The 22,062-nt window shown below is 72.0% G+C and carries 20 protein-coding genes; 14 read left to right on the top strand and 6 right to left on the bottom strand.

Annotated features, from left to right (window positions below):
• Nucleotides 1-15 precede the first annotated feature (15 nt).
• Both AC5R91_RS01675 and AC5R91_RS01670 read right to left on the bottom strand, forming a co-directional pair.
• Nucleotides 16-717: a DUF4386 domain-containing protein gene (locus AC5R91_RS01675; protein WP_495395304.1), complete on the bottom strand. Its 702-nt coding sequence runs from the start codon at nucleotides 715-717 to the stop codon at nucleotides 16-18.
• On the bottom strand, nucleotides 714-1,538 hold the full coding sequence (locus tag AC5R91_RS01670; RefSeq protein WP_495395303.1) for an SDR family NAD(P)-dependent oxidoreductase: 825 nt from the start codon (nucleotides 1,536-1,538) through the stop codon (nucleotides 714-716). The genes AC5R91_RS01675 and AC5R91_RS01670 overlap by 4 nt, the downstream gene beginning before the upstream one ends.
• Nucleotides 1,539-1,573: 35 nt before the next feature.
• Between AC5R91_RS01670 and AC5R91_RS01665 the strand changes: the two genes are divergently transcribed.
• The 6 genes from AC5R91_RS01665 (at nucleotide 1,574) to AC5R91_RS01640 (ending at nucleotide 9,192) form a co-directional block, all read left to right on the top strand.
• A complete protein-coding gene (locus AC5R91_RS01665; RefSeq protein ID WP_495395302.1) occupies nucleotides 1,574-2,080 on the top strand; it encodes a MarR family winged helix-turn-helix transcriptional regulator in 507 nt (168 codons plus the stop codon).
• 168 nt (nucleotides 2,081-2,248) lie between these two features.
• On the top strand, nucleotides 2,249-2,722 hold the full coding sequence (locus tag AC5R91_RS01660; RefSeq protein WP_495395301.1) for a hypothetical protein: 474 nt from the start codon (nucleotides 2,249-2,251) through the stop codon (nucleotides 2,720-2,722).
• 432 nt (nucleotides 2,723-3,154) lie between these two features.
• On the top strand, nucleotides 3,155-3,838 hold the full coding sequence (locus AC5R91_RS01655) for a TetR/AcrR family transcriptional regulator (RefSeq protein WP_495395300.1): 684 nt from the start codon (nucleotides 3,155-3,157) through the stop codon (nucleotides 3,836-3,838).
• Between the two features lie 141 nt (nucleotides 3,839-3,979).
• Nucleotides 3,980-5,149: an acyl-CoA dehydrogenase family protein gene (locus AC5R91_RS01650; RefSeq protein WP_495395298.1), complete on the top strand. Its 1,170-nt coding sequence runs from the start codon at nucleotides 3,980-3,982 to the stop codon at nucleotides 5,147-5,149.
• A 39-nt stretch (nucleotides 5,150-5,188) separates the two neighbouring features.
• Nucleotides 5,189-6,547, top strand: coding sequence for an acyl-CoA dehydrogenase family protein (locus AC5R91_RS01645; RefSeq protein ID WP_495395297.1), 1,359 nt, complete (start codon nucleotides 5,189-5,191; stop codon nucleotides 6,545-6,547).
• Nucleotides 6,544-9,192 (top strand): CaiB/BaiF CoA transferase family protein, encoded by a 2,649-nt coding sequence (locus tag AC5R91_RS01640; RefSeq protein WP_495395296.1) that lies wholly within the window; start codon nucleotides 6,544-6,546, stop codon nucleotides 9,190-9,192. Before AC5R91_RS01645 ends, AC5R91_RS01640 begins: the two co-directional genes overlap by 4 nt.
• 59 nt (nucleotides 9,193-9,251) lie before the next feature.
• Here the strand turns inward: AC5R91_RS01640 and AC5R91_RS01635 are convergent, their stop codons facing one another.
• Together AC5R91_RS01635 and AC5R91_RS01630 are read right to left on the bottom strand one after the other, a co-directional pair.
• Complete coding sequence (locus tag AC5R91_RS01635) at nucleotides 9,252-10,091, bottom strand: mycofactocin-coupled SDR family oxidoreductase (protein WP_495395295.1); 840 nt, start codon at nucleotides 10,089-10,091, stop codon at nucleotides 9,252-9,254.
• Nucleotides 10,091-11,284 carry a CaiB/BaiF CoA transferase family protein gene (locus AC5R91_RS01630; RefSeq protein WP_495395294.1) on the bottom strand — a complete coding sequence of 398 codons (1,194 nt, stop codon included), beginning with the start codon at nucleotides 11,282-11,284 and terminating at the stop codon, nucleotides 10,091-10,093. Before AC5R91_RS01630 ends, AC5R91_RS01635 begins: the two co-directional genes overlap by 1 nt.
• Before the next feature lie 226 nt (nucleotides 11,285-11,510).
• Here AC5R91_RS01630 and AC5R91_RS01625 point away from each other — a divergent pair, with 226 nt between their 5' ends.
• Genes AC5R91_RS01625 through AC5R91_RS01615 form a run of 3 tightly spaced genes read left to right on the top strand, consistent with a single transcriptional unit; the run spans nucleotide 11,511 to nucleotide 14,636 of the window.
• Entirely contained in the window at nucleotides 11,511-12,965 is a 1,455-nt protein-coding gene (locus AC5R91_RS01625; RefSeq protein ID WP_495395293.1) for an aldehyde dehydrogenase family protein, read from the top strand.
• A complete protein-coding gene (locus AC5R91_RS01620; protein ID WP_495395292.1) occupies nucleotides 12,966-13,610 on the top strand; it encodes a TetR/AcrR family transcriptional regulator in 645 nt (214 codons plus the stop codon).
• A gap of 36 nt (nucleotides 13,611-13,646) precedes the next feature.
• Nucleotides 13,647-14,636, top strand: coding sequence for an LLM class flavin-dependent oxidoreductase (locus AC5R91_RS01615; protein ID WP_495395291.1), 990 nt, complete (start codon nucleotides 13,647-13,649; stop codon nucleotides 14,634-14,636).
• Nucleotides 14,637-14,694: 58 nt separating this feature from the next.
• Here AC5R91_RS01615 and AC5R91_RS01610 read toward each other — a convergent pair whose 3' ends face one another.
• Complete coding sequence (locus AC5R91_RS01610; protein WP_495395290.1) at nucleotides 14,695-16,164, bottom strand: TetR/AcrR family transcriptional regulator; 1,470 nt, start codon at nucleotides 16,162-16,164, stop codon at nucleotides 14,695-14,697.
• 272 nt (nucleotides 16,165-16,436) lie between these two features.
• Here AC5R91_RS01610 and AC5R91_RS01605 point away from each other — a divergent pair, with 272 nt between their 5' ends.
• The 4 genes from AC5R91_RS01605 to AC5R91_RS01590 all read left to right on the top strand — a co-directional run bounded on the left by AC5R91_RS01605 (nucleotide 16,437) and on the right by AC5R91_RS01590 (nucleotide 19,995).
• Entirely contained in the window at nucleotides 16,437-17,339 is a 903-nt protein-coding gene (locus AC5R91_RS01605) for an NAD(P)-dependent oxidoreductase (RefSeq protein ID WP_495395289.1), read from the top strand.
• Nucleotides 17,340-17,523: 184 nt separating this feature from the next.
• Nucleotides 17,524-18,351 carry a mycofactocin-coupled SDR family oxidoreductase gene (locus AC5R91_RS01600; RefSeq protein WP_495395288.1) on the top strand — a complete coding sequence of 276 codons (828 nt, stop codon included), beginning with the start codon at nucleotides 17,524-17,526 and terminating at the stop codon, nucleotides 18,349-18,351.
• A 205-nt stretch (nucleotides 18,352-18,556) separates the two neighbouring features.
• Nucleotides 18,557-18,760: a ferredoxin gene (locus AC5R91_RS01595; protein ID WP_495395287.1), complete on the top strand. Its 204-nt coding sequence runs from the start codon at nucleotides 18,557-18,559 to the stop codon at nucleotides 18,758-18,760.
• A gap of 5 nt (nucleotides 18,761-18,765) precedes the next feature.
• Nucleotides 18,766-19,995, top strand: coding sequence for a cytochrome P450 (locus AC5R91_RS01590; RefSeq protein WP_495395286.1), 1,230 nt, complete (start codon nucleotides 18,766-18,768; stop codon nucleotides 19,993-19,995).
• Between the two features lie 124 nt (nucleotides 19,996-20,119).
• Here the strand turns inward: AC5R91_RS01590 and AC5R91_RS01585 are convergent, their stop codons facing one another.
• Nucleotides 20,120-20,689: a hypothetical protein gene (locus AC5R91_RS01585; RefSeq protein ID WP_495395285.1), complete on the bottom strand. Its 570-nt coding sequence runs from the start codon at nucleotides 20,687-20,689 to the stop codon at nucleotides 20,120-20,122.
• A gap of 631 nt (nucleotides 20,690-21,320) precedes the next feature.
• Here AC5R91_RS01585 and AC5R91_RS01580 point away from each other — a divergent pair.
• A complete protein-coding gene (locus AC5R91_RS01580; protein ID WP_495395284.1) occupies nucleotides 21,321-21,905 on the top strand; it encodes a hypothetical protein in 585 nt (194 codons plus the stop codon).
• Nucleotides 21,906-22,062: the final 157 nt, after the last annotated feature.

Raw genomic sequence — 22,062 nt, 5'->3', positions numbered from 1 at the left:
GCGTGTGCCGCCGGGTCAGGCGTTGGTACCGGCCTTGTTGGTCCGGGTGCGCGGCAGGAGGAAGCCGGTGGCGATGAGCCAGGCCAGCCCGGTGAACCGGGCTATGGGCAGCAGGAAGGCCGAGTCCGAGACGAGCAGGGTGAACGTCGACAGCTCGGCGACGGCGGCGATGACCAGGCCGGCCAGCGCCAGCCCACGCGGCAACAGGCCGGCCAGGAGCCCCGGCACGGCGATGCCCGCGACCAGCAGGCCCAGGAAGACGACGTTCCCGACGCCGCCGGTGGCGAAGGCGAGGTCGTGCAGTGCCCGGACCACGGCCGGCTCGCTACCCACCTCCGACCGTGACAGCACCCAGCTCACCAGGCCGGACAGGCTCAGCATGGCGGCGGCCACCACGCCACCGGTCAGGGCGATGGTGGCACCGGGTACCCGGATACCGAGATTGCGCAGGCGGGCCGAGACGGTGGCGGCATAGACCGCCAACGGGACCGAGGCGGCGAACTGCAGGAACGCGCCTACGCGTACGGGGTCCTGATGGTCGTGGAAATACGCCAGGATGTCGGCCGAGGAGCCGAACGGTGACGGAAAGGTGTCGCCGCCCGCCATGGCCGTGCTGACGGCGAGACTGGCGACGAACAGCGCCGTGAACACCACGGCGAGAATTCCCAGGGGTGGTCCCCCGTCGGACTGTCGTGGGATGCGCGTAGCGGTTGTCACACGATCACCCGTCCGCCGGTCAGGTCGAGGGTGACCCCGGTGACCCAGGACGATGCGCTCGAGGCGAGATACAGCACGGCCTGCGCGATGTCATCGGGCTGCCCGAGGCGGCCGAGCGGGAACGTCGCCGCCAGCCCGTCGAGCTGCGGGCGGGACATGAACCGCGCCATGCGCTCGTTGAGCACCGCCGAGGGGGCCACGCAGTTGACGCGGACGCCGTGCCTGCCGACCTCGTTCGCCAGGTGCTTGGTCAGCATCACCACGCCTGCCTTGGCCACCGCGTACGCGGCGTTCGCGCCGCCCGGATGGCGGCCCGCCGTGGAGGACATGGTGATGATCGACCCGCCACCCAGTTCGAACATGGCGGGCAGGAACGCGGTCACGGTCAGATACACCGACGTCAGGTCCGACTCGAGGACCGCGCGCCAGCGATCAGGGCCGAGCTCGGTGGTAGGCGCCGGGGCGCCCTGACCACCGGCGAACGCCGCGAGGATCTCCACCGGCCCCAGCGCGCGCTCGACGGACTCCCGCACGCTGTGCACCGCGGCCTCATCGGTGACATCACCGGGCGCCGGCACCGCCGTACCGCCGTCCGCGACGATCTTCGCGACGACCGTGTCGACCGCCGCCCGGTCACGGCCGTTCACCGCGACCCTGGCTCCGTTCGCCGCCAGGGCCCGGCAGGTCGCCACTCCGATTCCTCGTGAGCCGCCGGTCACCAGCGCGACCTTGCCGGCCAGGTCCGGATGATGCGACAGCCCGTCGCCGGCCTCGCTGAACATGTCCACAACCGCCTCAGTTCTCTCGGGTGAATCATTCATAGCACAGCATCGTTCTCTACCGCTACCATCGCTGCATGACCGCACAACGGCAGGCCGGCCAGGACGACGGATGGGCGCAGCGGGTCCGGCCGGCGGGCGCGGCGTTCCTGCTGGCCCAGGTGGGTGCGTACGCGGCCGCACGGTTCGCCGAGCGGATCAGCGAGCTCGGGCTGATCCCCGCCGATGCCGGGGTTCTGCGCATGATCGCCACCCGGCCGGGGCGCAGCCAGCAGTCCCTGGCCGAGGAGCTGGGGGTCGTGCCGAGCCGGGTCGTCGCGCTGGTCGACAAGCTGGAGAGCAAGGGGCTCGTCGAACGGCTACGGAACCCACAGGACCGCCGCAACTACGCACTGCATCTCACCGCGGCGGGCACGCAGGTCATGACCAGGATGCGCGGGCTCGCCTCCGCGCACGAGGACCAGATCTGCGCCGGGCTGGACGACACCCAGCGCGCGCAGCTCGCCGGGCTGCTCGAAGCCGTCGCCGCACATCAGGGTCTCGCTCCCGGTGTCCATCCCGGATACCAGCAACGGCCACGGTGACCACGACGAACCGAAATCGTTTTCGCCCGCTGTGGGCGGCCGCGGACCGCGCCGGCCGACCTGCCTGCGGGGGAGCTTCTGTACAGCAGCCGACAATGACCTCGCCGCGATCGGGAGGCTGGCATCGTTGCCTTCGCAGCAACACCAGGCACCGATTACGGGGGTACCATGAAACGCCGTTTCACCCTGCCCGTCCGCCGGCTCGGAACACTGTTCACCGCGGCCGCCCTGGCGGTCGGCCTGACCGCGGCGCTGGGACTGGCCGCGCCGGCCGCGCAGGCCTCCACCTGCACCGACAACCCCTACCAGGGGACCTGGAAGGCCACCGATCCCGACGGTCATCTCATCGTGGTCGTGCTCGACTTCCCGAACTGTTCGAACTGGAACTCCGTAAAGGTCAGCGCCGTCTCCCACGCATTCCTCGGGCTTTCCACGAAGCCGTCGTACTGGGGCTACGCCAGCAGCGTGACATGGGGCATCTACGGGACGTCGCTGACCGCCACGTACACCTTCCAGGGACTGACCGAGACCCTGTACATCAAGCCGCCCACCAGATACACCGGGCTGCCGATCGCCGAGACCGAACGCTACGCCGACGGCACCTCCTACACGTTCCCCACCCAGTACCTCGCCCGCGCCTGACCCCGCCGGGACGGCACGGAGGTCCACCTGTCCCGCTCAGTCCGTGCACTTCTGCGGCGCGGCACGCTGGAGTGCACGGGAGGGGTGCGGACCTCCTCGGCGCTGCCCCGCAGTCGCTCCGCGCGGGCGGCGTGATCGGGATCGGTTTCCGGGCCGGTGTGTTCCAGGCCGCTCCGACGCCAGCAGCCGGACGCCATAGCCTTGGGGGATGCGGGAGGTGCGTGCCGGCTCGGCTGATCGGATGCGGGCGGCCCCGCTCGTGGGAGCGGCCTTCGGGAGGCCGATCGACGCTGGTCGCGGTGGCGATGGTCGCGGTGGTACCGGTCGCGGTGGTACCGGTCGCGGTGGTACCGGTCGCGGTGGTACTGGTCGCGGCGGTACTGGTCGCGGCGGCGCTGGGGCGGTGTCGTGCCGGCGCAGGTGAACGGTCGGTTGCCGCGAGGGTCGCTCGACCCGGAGATGATCCTGGTGGCCGCGGAGCGGCTGGCCGCCGAGGCGGGCCTGGCCGAGGTCACCATCCGCAAGGTCGCCGCGCTCCTCGGGGTGCAGCATCCCGCGGTGCACTACCACTTTCCCCGGCGGCACGATCTTGTTGACGCGCTGCTGGGGCGGGCGGTGCGGCGCTTCAACGACGCCCTGCCGGTGATCGACTCCGACGACTGGGAGACGCACCTGCGCGGCTACTGGGAGGGCTACCGTGCGGTGCTGCGGTCCGATCCGGCACTGTTCGAGCTGGTGGTGGGTCAGTGGGCGACCATGGGCCGGTCCCAGCAGGCGCTCGACTCCAGTTACGGGCGGATCGACGCGCAGCTCGGGGTGCTGTTGCGGGCGGGCTTCACCCCCGAGCAGGCGGGCTACGCCTACCACCTGCTCTCGACCTACACGCGTGGCTGCCTGGTGAGCGAGCACCAGTTCGCGCGGTTCCTGGGCTCGGCCCGCGACGACGCGCTGGACCTGTCGAACGTGGACCTGCCCGGCGACCTCGACCGGTTCCCGAACCTGCGCACGGTCACGGCACGTGGCTGGTCCTACACCTTCGCGACCGACACCGACTTCGACAACGGCCTCGCCGTGATCATCGCCGGGCTGCGCGCCTGGTTGCCGCTGTCGGACTGACGAGCGAGCCGAGGCGGGCCGAGGCACGGCCGGCCCCATCCCATCCGACCCCGCCCCGCCCGACCTGAGCCGAACCGTGCCGGGCCGGGCCGGCCGTTCCCTGGACATCCTGACCATTGGTCAGTAACGTCCGTCCCGAAGATGCTGACCAGTGGTCAGTACTGGGGTTCGACCGGTCGTCTGGAGGCCGCCGTGGGCGTGTTCGAGTTCACCGACGATCACGAGGCGCTGCGGGCGACGGTGCGGGCGTTCGTCGAGGAGACCTTCTCCGAGGCCCAGGTGCGCCGGCTGATGGTGGCGCCCTCGGCGTTGGAGCGTCCCGTCTGGGAGCGGATGGCCCGCGAGCTGGGGCTTCAGGGGCTGGTGGTGCCCGAGGAGTGCGGCGGTGCGGGGGCCGGGCCGGTGGAGTTGGCGATCGTGCTGGAGGAGTTCGGACGCAGGCTGGTGCCGGTGCCGTTCCTGTCGACGGCGCTGGCCACGATCGCGCTGGCCGGTGCGGACCGGGCGGTGAGCGCGGGCTACCTCGAGGCTGTCGCCGAAGGACGGGTGGTGGCCACGGTCGCCCTCGCCGAGGATGGTGGCGGCTGGGACGCTGCCGGGGTGCGCTGCGCCGCGGTCAGCGGCGACGGCGACGGGGGCGGGTGGCGGCTGACCGGGACGAAGTCCTTCGTGCCCGACGGCCTGGAGGCCGATCTTCTGGTGGTCGCGGCGCGCACCGAGGCGGGGGTCGGGCTGTTCGCCGTCGACGGCGCCGCGGCCGGGGTGTCGCGCAGCGAGCTGGAGGTCTTCGACCTCACCCGGCGGCTGGCCCGGGTGCGACTGGACGGCGTGGCCGCGACGCCGCTGTCGGCCCCGGCGGACGAGGCCGCGTTCGACCGCTTCCTCGACACCGTCCGGATCGCGGTGGCCGCGGAGCAGGCCGGGGGCGCCGATTTCGCGCTGGCGATGGCCGTCGGGTACGCCAAGGAGCGGGTGCAGTTCGGCCGGGCGATCGGGAGTTTCCAGGCGGTCAAGCACCTGTGCGCCGACGCCTTCGTCGACGTCGAGTCCGCCCGCTCGGCCGCCTACTACGGCGCGTGGGCCGTCGCGCAGGACAGCCCGGAGGTCGCCACGGTCGCGCCGCTGGCCAAGGCGTTCTGCTCCGAGGCGTTCTTCGCGACGGCCCGGACGAACATGCAGGTGCACGGGGGCATCTCGTTCACCTACGAGCATCCGGCGCACCTGTACTACCGGCGTGCCAAGTCCGGCGCGCAGCTCTGGGGCAGTCCCCGCGCGCACCGTGACCTGCTGGCCACCCGGATCGGGCTGTGATCGCACACTCCGGGTGCACGCGAACGACGAGGAGGACCGATGACCGCGACGACAGGCCCGGACACGCCGCCGGAGGCGTCGAAGAAGACGTCGAGGGGAGCGTCGGCGGCGGCCGCGGAGCCGGCGGAGGCGCCGAGGGGGGCGTCGGTGGAGGCGGAGCCTGCGGAGGCGGCGGAGCGGGTGCGCGCGCAGGTGAGGGCGTGGCTGGCCGAGAACTGGCAGCCCGGCGGTGGGGGCCCGCGGGGGCGGGAGCGGCTCGTCGACTCAGGGTGGGCGGCCCCGACCTGGCCGGTCGAGTGGTTCGGGCGCGGCCTGCACCGTGACCTGCGCCGGGTCGTCGCCGAGGAGTTCACCCGGGTGGGCGCGAAACCGGCCGCGTTGGATGTGACGCAGCTTTTCGCGAACACGATCCTGGCGCACGGCACGGACGAGCAGAAGAGATCGTTCGTGCGCCCACTGGCCCTCGGTGAGCAGCAGGGCTGCCTGCTCTACAGCGAGCCCGGCGCCGGCTCCGACCTCGCGGCGTTGCAGACCCGGGCCGACCGCGACGGCGACACCTGGGTGGTCAACGGTCAGAAGGTGTGGACGTCGGGGGCGCGTGAGGCGACCCACGGCTTCCTCGTCGCGCGCACCGACTGGGACGTGCCCAAGCACCGCGGACTGACGTTCTTCTGGCTGCCGCTGGATCAGCCGGGGGTGGACATCCGGCCGATCCACCAGGTCACGGGCGGCTCGGAGTTCAACGAGGTGTTCCTCACCGACGCCGTCGTGGCCGACTCCCACCGCCTCGGCGCGGTCGACGACGGATGGCGGGTGCTGCAGACCGCGCTCGGCTTCGAGCGGCTGATCATGGGGGCCGCCGCCGGCGGCAGCTCCCGTCAGCGCCGGCGGGCCGGCGGGGGCGAGACGACCCTGGCGGACCGGCAGTCGCCGTGGACCCGGCAGATCGGCGGCGCCGACTACGTCGAGCTGGCGAAGAAGGTCGGCAAGGCGGACGACCCGGTCACCCGGCAGGAGATCGCCCGGCTGTACACGCTGGAGAAGGTCAACGCCTGGAACGGCCTGCGGGCGCGGGCGGACGCCGGGCGCGGCGCGGCGTCGCCACTGGCGTCCATCGGCAAACTCGCCATGTCCCGCATCGTGCACACCGGCGTGGAGGTGACCACGAACCTGCTCGGCGCCTCGTCCGTGCTCGACGGCGACACCGACCCGGTCGCCGCGGAGGTCAACCGCTCGTCGTTCGCCGCGTTCGTCACGTCCATCGGCGGCGGCACGGACCAGATCCAGCGGAACATCATCGGCGAACGGGTCCTGGGCCTGCCCAGGGAGCCCGAGGTCGACAAGAACGTTCCGTTCCGCGAGGTCCGCAAGGCCCAGGCCACCAGGCGGTTCAGTTGACCACCGCCGACGCCCCGACCACCCCCACTGCGTCGACCACCCCCATTGCGTCGACCACCCCAGTTACGTCGACCACCCCAGTTACGTCGACGACCGCGGAGCCCGCCGCGGCGGGCGAGCCGTTCCCGCTCGACCTGCCCCTGTCCGGCGTGCGGGTCGTCGACCTGACCACGGGGCCGCTGGCGGCGATCGGCCGTCACCTCGCCGAATGGGGCGCCGACGTCCTGCGCGTCGAGCCGCCCGGCGGCGCCGCCGACCGCCGCGCCGGTCGCCGGGTCGGCGGGGTCTCGCTGGCCTTCGCCGCCGCGAACCTCGGCAAACGCGCCGTGTCACTCGACCTCGCCCGGCCCGCCGACCGCACCAGGTTCACCGCCCTGCTGGCCGACGCCGACATCCTGCTGGAGAGCACCCCGCCGACCGGTCCGGAGGTGACGACGCTCGACGTCGAGGGCATCCGACGGGAGCACCCGTCCCTCGTCGTCCTGTCCGCCACGCCGTTCGGCCGGACCGGTCCTCACGCCGGCTGGCAGGCCACCAGTCCGGTGCTGCACGCCTTATCCGGCGAACTGTCCCGCTCGGGCATCCCCGGCCGCGAGCCGCTGCTGCCGCCCGGCGACCTGCCCTACGACTGCGCCGCGGCGCAGGCCGTGTTCGTGGTACTCCTCGCCTACCTCGAACGCCTGCGCACCGGTCTGGGCGACCACCTCGACTTCGCCGTCCTCGACGGCGCGGTCGCCGCGCTCGACCCCGGCTATGGCATCGCCGGCAGCGCCACCGCGGGAGTACCCGCCAGCAAACTCCCCCGGGGACGCCCCGAGGCCCGCCACCAGTACCCGATCATCCCCTGCGCCGACGGCTTCGTCCGCCTGTGCATCCTCGCCCCGCGGCAGTGGCGCGCCATGTTCGCGTGGATGGGACGCCCGGCACAGTTCGCCGACCCCTCCTACGACAAGCTGTCCACCCGCTTCGCCTCCACCACCCTCCTGCCCGCGATAGCACAGTTCTTCGCCGACAAGACGCGAGCGGAACTCGAACAGGCCGGGCAACGCCACGGCGTCCCCACCGCCGCCGTGCTCGACCTCGACGAGGCACTGGAATCCGAGCAGGTCCGCGCCCGAGGCGCCTTCACCCCCGTCGAACTCGCCCCGGGGATGGCGGCCCCGTTCCCGAACGGCGTGCTCGAACTGGACGGACACCGCGCCGGAATCCGAGGCCCGGCCCCGACGCTCCCCCCGGACTCCGCGGCACCGCCGAGCTGGGCCGCCCGACCGGCCCCTGGCCGGCGCAACAGCTCCGCCGATCCAGATGGTTGCGCCGATCCGGACAGCACCGCCGATCCGGACAGCTCCGCCGATCTGGACAGCTCCGCCGATCTGGACAGCTCCGCCGATCTGGACAGCTCCGCAGACCAGGACAGCACCGCCGACCGGGACAGCCGGCCGCTCGCCGGACTGCGTGTCCTCGACCTCGGGGTCATCGTCGTCGGCGCCGAGCAGGGACGCCTGCTCGCCGACCAGGGCGCCGACGTCATCAAGGTCGAGAACGACGCCTTCCCCGACGGCAGCCGCCAGGCCCGCGACGGCAGCGTCATCACCGTGACCTTCGCCGCCGGCCACCGCAACAAGCGCAGCCTCGGCCTCGACCTGCGTTCACCACGAGGCAAGGACCTGTTCCTACGGCTGGTCGCCGACACCGACGTCGTGCTCACCAACTACCGTCCCGGCACCCTGGAATCCCTCGGACTCGGCTACGACGTTCTGCGGAGCATCAACCCGGCCGTCATCATCGTGGACAGCTCGGCGTTCGGTGCCACCGGACCGTGGAGCCGCCGGCTCGGCTACGGGCCGCTGGTCCGCGCCTGCGCCGGCATGACCGCGCAGTGGCGTTACCCCGGCGAACCGGACGGATTCTCCGACGCCCTGACCGTCTACCCGGACCACGTGGCCGCCCGCATCGGCATCGCCGGCGTCCTCGCGCTGCTGATCCGCCGCCGCCGCACCGGCACCGGCGGCACCGTCAGCGTCAGCCAGACCGAGGTCATGCTCGGCCACGCGGCCGTGGCCGCCGCCGACAAGGCCCTCGTCCGCGCCGGCACCGAGGTCGACGGACCCGCCGAACCCGACGCGCCCTGGGGTGCGTTCCCCACCGCCGGTGACGACGACTGGTGCGTCGTCACCGTCCGCGACGACGACGACTGGCAGGCGCTGTGCCGCGTCCTCGACCGCCCCGACCTCGCCGCCGAACCCGCCCTCACCAGCGCGAACGGACGCGCCGCGGCCCGCGGCCGGATCGACGCCGCCCTCACCGGCTGGCTCGCCCAGCACGGCGCCGTCGAAGCCATGACTCTGCTGCAGGCGGCCGGAATACCCGCCGCGGCGATGCTGCGCGTCTCCGAGCTGCCCTCGTTCCCCTACTACACCGAGCGCCGCCTGTTCCGGCTGTCCGGACACCCACACATCAGGCAGAGCTTCTACCTGGAAAACGCACCCGTCCGTTCCGAACGACTGCCCGACCCACCCGACAACCCCGCCCCCCTGCTCGGCGAACACACCGAACGGATCCTCCGGGAAGCACTCGGCCTCACCGACACCGAGACAGCCGCGCTGCTGTCCGCCAACGGCCGGATCGCCGGCGCTTCCCGCTGATCCCGGCGACGCACAGTCTTTTCCGGGGCGTCCCGACGGTGCGATCGTAGATCCACCGTCTACGGCCGGTTGCGGGTGCCCTGGTCGATCGGCACGGTGATGCCGGTGACGTAGCGGCCCTCGTCGCTGACCAGCCAGAGCAGGGCGTTGGAGACGTCGATCGGCTCGATCCAGGGCCGGCCCAGCGGGGAGACCTTCTTCAGCGCCACCTTGGTGTCCTCCAGGTTCGGGGCCTCGAGGTCGGGTCGGAAGACCCCGTACTGGGCGCGGTTCTGGGTGACCATCGGGGTGCCGACGGTCCCCGGGCACAGGGCGTTGACCCGGATGTCGTGGCGGGCCAGCTCGTTGGCCAGCGTCAGCGCCAGGCCGACGACGCCGTGCTTGCTTGCGGTGTAGGCGCCGAGATGCGGAATCCCGCCGAGGGCGGCCCCCGAGGCGGTGAGCACGATCGCTCCCCCGCGCCCACCGGCGATCATCGGGGGCACGACCGCACGGATCGTGTTGAACACGCCGGTCAGGTTGACGGAGATCTGCTCGTCCCACTCGGCCGGCGTGATCTCCCAGAGCTTCGCGAGCCGGGGTGAGATGCCGGCGTTGGCGGCGACGATGTCCAACCTGCCGAGTTCGCCGACCCCCTGGTCCACGAGCGCCTGGAGCGCGTCGGCGTCGCGGACGTCGGCCTGGCCCCACACGACCCGCCGGTCCAGGGCCTCGACCGCCGCCACCGTCTCGGCGAGGTCGGCGTCGGTCCCGAGACCGTACTCGAGTGTCGGCAGGTCCTTGAGCACGTCCACGAGGATCAGGTCCGCGCCCTCCTCGGCCAGCCGCACCGCGTGTGACCTGCCCTGCCCGCGGGCCGCACCCGTGACCAGAGCGACCTTGCCGCCAAGACGACCCATCAGAGTGCCTTCTCCCGACGCAATGTGGCGATCTCGGACTGGGTGAACCCCGCCCGGGTGAGGACCTGTTCGGTGTCCGCTCCGACGGCGGGCGCGGCGGCGGAGTCGGCGGCCGCGTTGGCGGCGGAGTCCGCAGCCGGGTCGGCGGAGGTGTCGCCGGGCGCCTCGGTCAGCCGCACGGGGCCGCGCAGCACCGTGCTGCCGTCGTCGAGCTTGAGGAGGTTTCCGCGGGCCAGCACATGCGGATCGGTCAGCAGGTCGGGCACGGTACTGACCGGCCCGACCGCGGCCTCCGCAAGGAGGGTGACCCACTCGTCCATCGGCCGGGACGCGAACACCGCCGCCAGCCGTTCGGTCATCGCCTCCTGCTCGGCGGCCGGGGCGTGGAGCCGGTCGGTCAGCTCGGGCAGGTCGAGCGCGGCGCACAGCGCCCGCCACGGCCGCGGCTCGGCGGCGGCCAGCGTCAGCAGCCGGCCGTCGGCGCAGCGGTAGGCCCGCCGCCCGGCGCTCGGGCCCCAGCCCGCGGGTTCGCCGGCGGCCACCCGCGCGACGTGTTCCGAGAGCAGCCAGCTCGCCGCGTCGAGGATGCTGGTGTCGACCAGCCGGCCCTGGCCGGTGCGGTCCCGCTCGCGCAGCGCCGCGAGGATGCCGATCACCGCGACCAGCGCGCCGAGCGGCACGGCGAGCACCAGGTCCGGCGTCGCCGGCACGCCGTCCCCGGCGAGCAGGCTCAGCACCCCGGAGTACCCGAGGAAGCTCAGATCGTGGGCGGGCCGGTCGGCGTAGGGGCTGTCCTGGCCGAACCCGGTCAGCGAGCACCAGACCAGGCCCGGTTGCACGGCCGCGAGCTGGGCATAGCCGATGCCCGACCGGTCCATCGTGCCCGGCCGCGCGGACTCGACGAGCACGTCGGCGTCGGCGGCGAGGCGGCGCAGGACCCCCGGCGCCGCGTCGTGGCGCAGGTCGAGGGTGATCGACCGCTTCCCGTGGTTGTAGGCCGGGTGCGCGCCCGGGATCGTCCGCAGCAGGTCGCCCGCACCGGGCTGTTCGACGCGCACCACCTCGGCGCCGAGATCGGCCAGCAGCCGGGTGCAGAAGGCGCCCGGCTGCAGCCGGGAGAGGTCGAGCACGCGGATGCCGGCCAACGGCCCGCCGACCTGCCCGGTCGCCCCCGTGGGGTCCTGCGCGTTCATGAGCGGCCTCCTCTGCGGTGCCCGGCCTCGCGGTCAGCCCGGGACGCTACCCATCCGGGCTGACCGGGTCAACAGACAACAAGATCTGTCGAATGAAGTCGAGGGTTGACCTTTCCGCACAGCGGCCTACTCTTGATCCCAATCCACAGGGACGACAAACTTTAAGATCTGTCGTGTGTAGATCCCGGGCGGACTGGCGCCGCCCAGACGGAAGCAGGTGATCGGCGTGAGCGACTCGGCGCACCGGATGCTCATCGACGGCCAGCTCGTCGCGGCGCGGGACAACCGCGAGTTCGGCAACATCAACCCGGCCACCGAGGAGGTCATCGGCACCGCGCCGGAGGCGTCGGCGAGCGACGTCGAGCGGGCGATCGCGGCCGCCCGGCGCGCGTTCGACACCAGCGGCTGGTCGACCGACGTCGACCAGCGCATCGCCTGCATCGGCCAGTTACAGGCCGCCCTGCGCAAGCAGGTCGACATGCTGCGCCCGACGCTGACGGCGGAGTCGGGCATGCCGCTGGCGATGGCGTTCATGATGGGCGTCGACCCGGCGATCGAGGCGATGTCCTACTACCCGGACCTGCTGCCCTTCCTGGAGTTGACCGAGGAGCTCCCCCGCAAGGAGATCTTCGGGACGCCGGTGCGCCGGGTCGTGCGCCGGGAGGCCGCCGGTGTGGTCGCCGCGATCACTCCGTGGAACGTCCCGTTCGAGCTCAACCTGCGCAAGTCCATCGCGGCGCTGTCCGCCGGGTGCACGGTGGTGCTCAAGCCGGCCCCGGAGACCCCGTGGTCGGCGACCCTGATCGCGGCCGCCGCCGCGGAGACGGACCTGCCCCCCGGCGTGTTGAACATCGTCACGACCTCCGACAACAGCGTCGCCGAGATCCTCACCAGGCACCCCGACGTCGACCAGGTCGCCTTCACCGGCTCGACGGCCACCGGCCGGCTGATCATGGCCAACGGGGCGCCGACCGTGAAGCGGGTGTCGCTGGAACTCGGCGGGAAATCGGCGCTGATCGTGCTCGACGAGGAGTCGCTGCAGGCCGGGGTCCTCACCGCGGCGGGCACCATCTGCGTGCACAGCGGCCAGGGGTGCACGCACTACACCCGGCTGCTCGTCCCCGCCCACCTGGCCGCCGCGGCGACCGAACTGGCCAAGGGCGCCATGGAGGCGACACCCTACGGGGATCCGCTGGACCCGAACCACATGATGGGCCCGCTGATCAGCCAGCGTCAGCTCGACCGGGTGCTGGGCTACATGGACCTCGGCCGCACGGAGGCGCGCCTGGTCACCGGCGGCGGTCGCGCCACCCAGTTCGACCGCGGCTATTTCGTGCAGCCGACGGTCTTCACCGACGTCCCGAACTCCGCGCGGATCGCCCGCGAAGAGATCTTCGGTCCGGTGCTGTCGATCATCGCCTTCGACGGCGACGACGACGCCGTGGCGATCGCGAACGACTCGCCCTTCGGGTTGAGCGGGGCGGTCTTCAGCGCCGACACCGCCCGCGCCACCGGCGTGGCGCAGCGCCTGCGCACCGGCACCGTCTCGGTCAACGGAGCCCCGTGGTTCGATGTCGACTCGCCGTTCGGCGGCTACAAGCAGAGCGGCCTGGGCCGGGAGTTCGGCCGCGAGGGCCTGGAGGACTTCATGGAGATCAAGACAGTGAGCTACCCCGTCTAGATGGCCCGGACCCAGCCGGCCCGGTGGGGTGCGCAGGCCCCGACCACCGAGGACGAGGCGCGTGAACGCATCCTGCACGCCGCGATGCGCTGCTACCTGCGCCACGGGGTGGCCCGGACGACCGTGGAGGACATCGCCCGCGAGGCGCTGATCCACCGGACGACCGTCTACGCCTACTTCAGGAGTCGCGACGACGTGCTCGCGGGGGTGGTGCTCATCGAGGCCCGCGGGCTCATGGCCGCCTCCGACCGGATCATGGGCGGCGAGGGGCGGTTCGAGGACAGGTTGGTCGACGCGTTCCTCGCCGCCCGGCGGGCGGTCGCGCGCTCGCCGTTCCTCACCCTGCTGTTCGACCGCGACAACGCCGCCCAGACGGTCGGCGCAGCCTACGCGTCGGGCCTGATCCAGCAGCGGACCCTGCCCACCCTCACCGGCTACATCGCCACCGCCCAGGAGAACGGCGAGCTGCGCACCGACGTCGGCGCCCCCGCGATGGCCCGCTGGCTGCTGCGCGTCCAGAACATGCTCATGACCGATCCACCCGCGGACGACGACGCCGTCGAGGCGACCCTGCGGGTGTTCGTCGTCGCCTCCGTCGCACCCCGGCCGGGCACCGCACGGATCGGCGACGGCGAGGGTTCCTGACCACGCGAGCGCGTCCGACCCAAGGAGCGAGCGAACATGGCTGTTGCCGCCCTGCGCTACGACTTCCGACATCCACCGTTCGCGCCGTCGTCCCCGGCGCAGCGCTACCGGACCTGCCTGGAGCAGTGCGCCTGGGCCGAGCAGCACGGATTCGGCCGGGTGGTGCTCTCCGAACACCACGCCCTCGACGACGGCTATCTTCCCTCGCCCCTGGTCGTCGCCGCCGCGGTGGCGGGCGCGACGAGGAGCCTCACGGTGCAGGTGGCCGCCGCGCTCCTGCCGCTCTACGACACGGTCCGCCTCGCCGAGGATCTCGCCGTGCTCGATCTCGCCAGCGGCGGTCGCGTCGAGGTGGTGGCGGGCATCGGCTACCGGGACGTCGAGTTCGCCATGTTCGGCGTCGACCGCTCCGGACGCGGCGCATACATGGAGCGCCAGATCCGCGACCTGCTCGACGCCTGGGCGGGCCGGCCGGTCACCGCGCATGGCCGACAGGTCGTCATCACCCCCCCGCCGGCGAGCGATCCGCGTTCGCTGCTCTACGTGGGCGGCGCCACCGAGATCGGGGCACGCCGGGCGGCGGCCCTCGACCTGGGCTTCGCCCCGGCGCTGCCCGACCCCGGGCTGTACGCGGCCTACACCGACGAGTGCGCCCGCCTCGGTCGGGCCCCGCGCCGCGTCATCCCCGGCTCGACGCACGGCTTTCTCCACGTCGCCGACGATCCGGAGAAGGCGTGGGACAGCCTGGCCCGGTACGCCGTGTACGAGGCCGTCACCTACTCCGGCGCGAAGCCGGACTCGGAACGTTCCAGCGCGACCGTGGTGGGCGCGGATCTGGCCGCCGTGCGGGCGTCCGGCGTCTACCAGGTCGTCACGCCCGACGAGTGCGTCGCGCTCGCGCAGGCGCTGGAACCCGACCAGCCGCTCGTCTTCCATCCGCTGATGGGCGGGATGCCACCGGAGCTCGGCTGGGCCAGCCTGGAGCTGTTCGCGGCGAAGGTGCTCCCCCGGCTGGCCCCCCGGTAGGGCCCGCCCGATGCCGCCGCCCATGGAGCCGCCCGGTGCGGGCTCACCCGCGCCGGTCTCACCCCTGCCGGGAGTCGCCCAGGATTCCCCGGCCGAGGAACAGCCGCTGGCAGGACAGGATCTCGTCGCGGGTGAGGACGTTGTGCCGCAGCCAGGCGTTGTAGGGCAGCTCGGTGAGCAGGGTCCAGAGGGTGATCGTTCCGGTCCGGGCATCGAGTGGGATCGCCGCCGGCCAGTGCTGCGGGAGCTCGGCGGTGACGGCGTCCAGATAGGCGCGCAGCCCGCGCGCGGCGGGCCACAACGACGGGGTTTCGAGAATCTCGACGGTCCAGACGTGGAAGACGGTCCCGTGCTTTTCGACGATTCGCAGCCACTCGTCGAGCCACCCGTCCAGCTCCGGCCCGGTGCGTACGTCACCGAGCCGCTCGAAGTGGTCGCAGGTCCGGACGGCGGCCCGGTGCGTCAGGGTGGTGAACAGGGCGGTGCGGTCCGTCCAGTACTGGTAGAAGCTGCCGTGCGCGACGCCGGCGCGGGCGATGATGTCGTTCACGCTGGTTCCGGCGAGTCCCCGCTGCTCGACGGCGGCGACCGCGGCCGCCAGGACCTTCTCGATGGTCGCTCGGGCCCGGGCCGTGACGACCTTGCGCAGTCCGGGCTCGGGGCCGGCCTGATCGTCGACGGCGGGGCGTTGCGGCCGGGCGGCCGCCTTCCGCCCGGCGGGGGTGGCGTCGGGGGCGTCGGGATCGAGAGCGTCGCGATCGTGGGCGTCGGGATCGGAGGCGTGCGCGGCCGGGAACACCGCCCGGTGGATGATGCGGGCGAGCGTGTCGTGCAGCGCCTTCTCCTCGGAGGCACGCTCGGCCCGGGAGGCGCCGGCGTCGAGGACGATGTGGGCCCACTCGACGACGCAGATGATGGCGATGGACAGCACCCTCGTGTCGATGTATTGCGTGTCGGCGGCGCGGGTGTCGGCGGCGGCCAGGCGCCCGTGGATGAGGGCGCCGAGCTGGCGCAGGTACTCCTCGGAAGGGTTGTCCACCGCGGGCTCGTCCTCGAGCGGCCAGTCCGCGAACACCGGGGAGTGCCGGCGCAGCACGGCGCCGAGCTCCTCCAGCCAGGTCCGGAAGGCATGGAGGCCCGCACGGTCCGCCGTGAGCGCCGGCATCGCCGCGAACAGGGCGATCAGGTCCGCGCCCAGCTCCTCGAACAGGATCCGGAAGATCTCCTGCTTGCCGCGGAAATACTGGTAGACGGCGGTGTCCGAGCGACCGGTCGCCTCGGCGACGGCCTGGATGCTCGTCGCGTGGTACCCACGCTCGACGAACAGCAGGCGGGCTGCGTCGAGAATCTCCCGGCAGGCGCGCATCCCCTCCGGGCCGATGGTCGGGCTCACCGGATAGGGGGCGCGGCGCGTGCGGGGCAGCCACAGACCGTCGATCGGCGGCTCCTGCCCGGGCAGCCGCCCCGGCTCCGGCAGCCGGGTGCGCGCTTCGCCGTCAGCTCGGGTGGCGGGGACCGACTCGGACATCGACAGCCGCTCCCTCCCAGGCCCGCGTCGCATCAACCCGGCTCCGGGACGTCCCTCGAAGTCTATGCGGGGCCGATCCTCCCCGACTCGATGATCGTTCTCTCGGCGACGTTTCGGAGGAATGTTCACGCAGGGGGTTCCAATGTGACAGTTGTCTTAGTAGTGTCAGAGGTCACAGATCGACCCGGGCCACACCGCCCAGTCCGCCATCGGCGGCAACCGGCCCGAGCGTCTCGCGGCCCGCGTCACTGCAACTGGGAGGAGCCGTCTCCATGTCCGTCGCGCCGCCTCGATCCGACCCCGCCAACGGATCGGCCACCGACGCCTCGCCCGCCGACGGGTTACCCGCCGGCGGATCGGCCCCGACGGTCGGCTTCATCGGCGCGGGATCGATGGGGGCGCCCATGGTCGAACGCCTGCTCGCCGCCGGCCACACCGTCCACCTGTACGCCCGCCGTGCCGACGTCGCGGCCCGCTTCGCGGACCTGGGCGCGCGGATCGGCGCCTCGGCCACGGCGGTGGCCGGCGCGGTCGACGTGCTGATCGTCTGCCCGTTCTCGCAGGACCAGCTCGTCGAGATCCTGACGGCCGGCGGCGCGCTGGCGGCGATGCGTCCGGGATCGGTGCTGGTCCAGCACGCGACGGTGTCCCCCACCACTGTCCGCGACCTGGCCGCCCAAGCCGCCGCCGGCGGGGTGGGCGTGCTCGACGCGCCCGTGAGCGGCACCTCGGACTCCATCCGCGCCGGGCGTCTCACCGTGCTCGCCGGCGGCGACAAGGACGCGGTCGACCTGGTGGAACCACTCCTGCGCGCCTACAGCGCCGCGGTGGTCCGCACCGGCGAGGTGGGATCGGCCTCGGTCGTGAAACTCGTCAACAACCTGACGTTCGCCGCACACGTCCAGACCGCCATCGCCGCCGACGCCCTCGGGCGTTCGCTCGGGCTCGACACGAACCTGCTGATGGGCGCCCTCAGCCTGTGCAGCGCGAACAGCGCCGCGATCCAGGCGCTCGGCGTGCTCGGCAGCCCCGAGACGTTCGCGCAGTTCGCCCTTCCGTATCTGCGCAAGGACGTCGCCCTGGTCGAGCAGGTCGCCGCGGACCTCGGCCTCGACGTCGGTCTCCTCGGCGACATCGTCCGCAACGGCCCGGCCGTGCTGACCGGCGACTCCTGACCAGCGTCACCCGACCGGCGACGCCCGACGCCCGACACTCGACTCCCGACCGGCGGCACCGGACCGGCGGGGCGCTCGCGCCACCCCGGCACGCCCACACCACCCACTCCACCCTCGACACACCACCACTCGACACACCACCACCCGGCACACCCACACCCCGAACCCTCGCGAAAGGGACATCATGGGCTTACTCGACGGCCGCGTCGCCTTCATCACCGGCGCGGCCCGCGGCCAGGGCAGGTCGCACGCAGTGACCTTGGCCGAGCAGGGCGCGAACATCGTCGGCGTCGACATCTGTGCCGACCTCGACACCGTCCCCTACCCGCTCGGCACGATGAACGACCTACAGGAGACCGCCCGCCTGGTCGAGAAGGCCGGCCAGGAGATGGCCATCCACCAGGCCGACGTCCGCGACCTGGCCGCGTTGCAGGCGGCGTTCGACGCCGGGGTCGAGCGGTTCGGCCACATCGACACCGTCCTGGCGAACGCGGGTGTCATCCTCAGCAACGCCGAGGAGCGGGACGCCTCCGAGGCGCTGCGGCTCGGCCTCGACATCATGCTGATCGGCGTCTGGAACACCTTCCAGATCGCGATCCCCCACCTGAAGGAGCGCGGCCAGGGCGGCAACCTCGTCGCCACCAGCTCGATGGCCGCCCTGCTCGACCTGACCGACGGCAGTGGCGGGTCGGACGCCTACAACATGGCGAAGCTCGCGGTGACCGGGCTGGTCCGGTCCTACGCGAACCTGCTCGCCCCGCACCGCATCCGGGTCAACGCGGTCGCCCCGACGAACTGCTCGACCCCGATGATCCTCGAGAATCCGGCGCTGTTCGCCGTCATCGAGGCCAACCAGCACCTCGCCAACGCGATGCAGACCGCGCTGCCCGACTTCCCGATGATCGAACCGCGCGACGTCAGCCAGGCGATCCTCTTCCTCGTCTCCGAGGCCGGACGCACTTTCACCGGCAGCCTGCTCCGGGTCGACGCCGGCATGTCCGTCCGCCGCTAGCGGACCGACGCCCCGCGCCCCGTCGCGGGCGAGGCGCTCCGAGCGCACCACCCCCACGTCTTCGTCCGTTCCGTCGGCGACCCGTTTTCCGTCCGGTCGGGCAGCAGGTCGCCGGCGGTTCCGGACGCCTTCGCAGAACGGCCTCACCGAGATATCCGAACCGGTATATCCGTACCGGGATATCCGAACGCCCCCGAGGTGACCGATGAAAGTTGTTGTTGACGCGGATCGCTGCCGCGGGCACGCCCGCTGCCTGACGATCGCGCCGGATGCCTTCGAGTTTCTCGACGACGAGGACCGGACCATCGTCCACGACCAGGCGGCAGAGCAGGCGGGAATCGCGACCCTGCGGGCGGCGCAGGTGGAATGCCCGGAACAGGCGATCACCATCGAGACCGGAGAGGACTGATCGACATGACCACGGTCCAGCCCGAGGCGACCGGCCACCCGGCCGGAATCGACCATCATTCGCCGTACTTCCGCGAGCACAACTACGAGATCTACGAGGACTTACGGGAGAAGTGCCCGGTCGCCCACTCCGATGCCTGGGGCGGCTTCTGGATGTTCCTGGACCACGCGGACGTCTACAACGCCGAGCAGGACGGCGAGCTGTTCAGCTCGGCGATGGAGAAGGGCATTCCCCAGGCCGGCAACCCGGACCCCTTCATCCCGATCGACTCCGACCCGCCGCTGCTCGCGCAGTACCGCAAGATCGTGCTGCCCTGGTTCTCCCCGTCCGCGGCCAAGAGGCTCGAACCGACCTTCCGGCGGATCGCCACCGAACAGATCGACGAGTTCATCGAGACCGGCAGGGCCGACATCGTCAACCAGCTCACCACACCCCTGCCGGCGCGCTGGATCCTCGAGATGCTGGGCTTCGACGACAGCCGCTGGCAGGACTGGGTGGCGTGGGTCCACGCGACGGTGCACGACCGCTCGAACGCCCCCGAGAAGGCCATGGAGGCGGTCGGCAACATCTACGCCAGCATCACGGCGGAGATCAAGCTTCGACGCACCGAGGGCTACCGCGACGATCTCCTCAGCACGATCATGCAGGGAGAGGCCGACGGGGCGCCCCTGCGCGACGAACTCGTGATCGGCTTCGCGTTCCTCATGCTCCTCGGCGGGATGGACACCACCAGCGGCCTGACCGGCAATGCGCTGGTGCGCCTGCACGAGCAGCCCGAGCTGCGCCAGCGGCTCCTCGACGAGCCGGACATCCTGCCGAAGGCGACCGAGGAGTTCCTGCGCCACGACACCCCCACCCAGGGCCTGGCCCGGATCATGACCCGGGACTGTGTGGTCCAGGGTCAACAGCTCCATGCCGGCGACCGCGTCCTGCTGATGTACGCCGCGGCCAACCGCGATCCGAAGGTCTTCACCGACCCCGACCGGATCGACTTCGACCGCACCGGGAACCGGCATCTTGCCTTCGGCGCCGGGGGTCACCGCTGCCTGGGCTCCAACCACGCCCGCGCCATGTTCCAGGTCATGATCACCGAGATCCTCACCCGACTGCCGGACTACACGATCGACGGCGAGTTCGAACGGTTCCCCGACGCGGGCGACGTCTACGCCGTGCGCAGCCTACCGATCCGCTTCACCCCGGGTCCCCGTTCGCAGCGCCCAGATCCAGAGCAATGATCATCCGCTTCTCCGGAGTCGGGTGGCGCGGCGGCGCGCCGAGGCGGTGCATGTGCCGCAGCGCCTCGCCGTAGGACGTTCGGGGGGCGGTCCAGGGGGCGTTCAGGGGGCGTTCAGGGGGCGTTCAGGGGGCGTTGGTGACGAAGTCGGCCGCCGTGACGGGGACGGTGGCCAGGGGGCCGGTGACATCTCCGACCAGGACGGTCCAGCGTCTGCTGGTCCTGTCCACGCCGCCGGTGGGCGAGTTCTGCGGCGCCCACACTATGTCGCGCGGGCCGCAGGAGTAGTAGCCGACATAGCCCGGATGGTTCTCCGGGGATCCCCAGGCACCGCCGTCACGCAGGCGGCAGCGCTCCCCGTTGGCCAGGTCCAGGCCGAGCGGGACGGGGTTCCTGGGCGGGGAGACCCTGGCGACGAGCGACTGGGCCGTGAGCGCGGCGAGCGTGGCCGAGTACGGGTCGCGCAGGCAGAGCATCCGGCGGGCCTGGGGTGTCGGCCAGCAGGTATCGGCGTCGGCGGCGCTGGGCGAACAGTAGTAGATGTCCGCGCTGACGGCGGCCGGCGACGGGTACGCCCGACTGGTGTCGCCGCAGTCGATCGGCGCGTCCGGATCATCATCGCGCCCGTCGACGGCCCAGCCTTTCGCCGGTTGTCCGCGGCGGTCGACCGGGGCCAGGTTGACCAGCCGAGTCACCGGGCCGCCGCGCGCGCCGGTCGCCCCCGAGCTTCCCGCCCCGGCGCCTGTCCCCGCGGGCGAAACCGTTCCCGCGGCCGAAACCGTCCCCGCGGCCGAAACCGTCGCCGCGGCTGGGACCGTCGCCGCGGCCGGGACCGTTCTCGCGGGGGACACGGCCGGCGGCGTCGTCACCGCCGCCTGCCCGCCAGTCCGCCCCTCGCTGGCACAGCCCGCGAGCGCCGTCACCGACGCCGCCACGAAGACGGCCGCCCACCAGCGCACGCCCGCCTCTCGCCGACCCGTCCTACCTGCTGCCCGCACATCCGCCTCCCGGCCAGGTCCCGCCGATTCGACACGTGACCCGACCCGCGGACTGTAAGCCGCCCGCCGCCCGCTACCTCCCGCCCTGTCCAACACCCGACGACCGCATACCAGGTTCTTCTGGCGGGGCTGGAGTTACGGGCGTCTCAGGTCGAGGGTCACCGTCCCCGCCTCCGGGCTGCTGGCCCCGGCTGCTCCAGACCGCGGGGACCGCACTCGCAGGACCTGTCACAAACCAGTCAGGATCACGGCTGTCGAGGCCGAGGCGGCGATAGTGTTCGCACTGCCATCCACGGCGGTGCGTGCACTGGTTCGAGGGGGGCGCACAATGACAGTGGACGAACCATCAGCCGGCGTACCACGGCGAACCCTTCTGGTGGCCGGGTTGGGGTTGGCGACCGTCACGGCAACGGCCGCCTTGTCCTCGCCTGCCGAGGCGTCAGGTATATGGCATCCCGACTGGCGCTTCTGCAACAAATGCTTTGGCCTGGTCCGGAACCTGCAACAGGTCCACGATCGCTGCCCGGCGGGCGGCCGGCACGTGATACAGGGCTGGACCTTCGGGATACCCTTCACCAACAGCGCCGACCACCACGCCGGCGAGACGGCGTACCAGCAGAGCGACTGGCGGCAGTGCTCGTCCTGTGGCCTCCTCTACTATCACGACTCCCCGGGCGTCTGCGCCGGACGCGGCGGCGGGTCGCACACCGGCGTCTACCCACAGAACCTTCTCTGGCACGACCGGAACCCGGTTCCGGGGAACTTTCAGAGCGCGTGGCGCTTCTGCTTCAAATGCAGCTCGCTCTATTTCGACGGATACCAGCCGAATCGAGGCGTCTGCCCAGGGAATCCGGGATGGGGGCATGCCGCCGCCGGCTACATGTTCCAACTGGAAGTGTACGCGTACGCCTGAAAGGCACCGCGCCCCGCGCCCGGGCCGGGCTTGCCGCGAGACCGAGTCCCGCAGACAGATCACTACCCGATAGGCGCCCCGGAGCGGCGACCGCCGGGACGGCGCAACTGTGATGACGCAAAGTTGACACCGCGGCCCCGGAACGCCGTAGATCGCC

Source organism: Frankia sp. BMG5.60, assembly GCF_059428125.1.
The sequence above is the reverse complement of the archived record's forward strand: the minus strand, read 5'-3'. Positions and strand labels throughout refer to the sequence as shown.

What these genes read in the sequence shown, in the direction of transcription:
- AC5R91_RS01670 (WP_495395303.1), bottom strand. Translation starts at nt 1,538, where the DNA reads ATGAATGATTCACCCGAGAGAACTGAGGCGGTTGTGGACATGTTCAGC.
- AC5R91_RS01665 (WP_495395302.1), top strand. Translation starts at nt 1,574, where the DNA reads ATGACCGCACAACGGCAGGCCGGCCAGGACGACGGATGGGCGCAGCGG.
- AC5R91_RS01660 (WP_495395301.1), top strand. Translation starts at nt 2,249, where the DNA reads ATGAAACGCCGTTTCACCCTGCCCGTCCGCCGGCTCGGAACACTGTTC.
- AC5R91_RS01650 (WP_495395298.1), top strand. Translation starts at nt 3,980, where the DNA reads ATGCTGACCAGTGGTCAGTACTGGGGTTCGACCGGTCGTCTGGAGGCC.
- AC5R91_RS01645 (WP_495395297.1), top strand. Translation starts at nt 5,189, where the DNA reads ATGACCGCGACGACAGGCCCGGACACGCCGCCGGAGGCGTCGAAGAAG.
- AC5R91_RS01635 (WP_495395295.1), bottom strand. Translation starts at nt 10,091, where the DNA reads ATGGGTCGTCTTGGCGGCAAGGTCGCTCTGGTCACGGGTGCGGCCCGC.
- AC5R91_RS01630 (WP_495395294.1), bottom strand. Translation starts at nt 11,284, where the DNA reads ATGAACGCGCAGGACCCCACGGGGGCGACCGGGCAGGTCGGCGGGCCG.
- AC5R91_RS01620 (WP_495395292.1), top strand. Translation starts at nt 12,966, where the DNA reads ATGGCCCGGACCCAGCCGGCCCGGTGGGGTGCGCAGGCCCCGACCACC.
- AC5R91_RS01615 (WP_495395291.1), top strand. Translation starts at nt 13,647, where the DNA reads ATGGCTGTTGCCGCCCTGCGCTACGACTTCCGACATCCACCGTTCGCG.
- AC5R91_RS01610 (WP_495395290.1), bottom strand. Translation starts at nt 16,164, where the DNA reads ATGTCCGAGTCGGTCCCCGCCACCCGAGCTGACGGCGAAGCGCGCACC.
- AC5R91_RS01605 (WP_495395289.1), top strand. Translation starts at nt 16,437, where the DNA reads ATGTCCGTCGCGCCGCCTCGATCCGACCCCGCCAACGGATCGGCCACC.
- AC5R91_RS01600 (WP_495395288.1), top strand. Translation starts at nt 17,524, where the DNA reads ATGGGCTTACTCGACGGCCGCGTCGCCTTCATCACCGGCGCGGCCCGC.
- AC5R91_RS01595 (WP_495395287.1), top strand. Translation starts at nt 18,557, where the DNA reads ATGAAAGTTGTTGTTGACGCGGATCGCTGCCGCGGGCACGCCCGCTGC.
- AC5R91_RS01590 (WP_495395286.1), top strand. Translation starts at nt 18,766, where the DNA reads ATGACCACGGTCCAGCCCGAGGCGACCGGCCACCCGGCCGGAATCGAC.
- AC5R91_RS01580 (WP_495395284.1), top strand. Translation starts at nt 21,321, where the DNA reads ATGACAGTGGACGAACCATCAGCCGGCGTACCACGGCGAACCCTTCTG.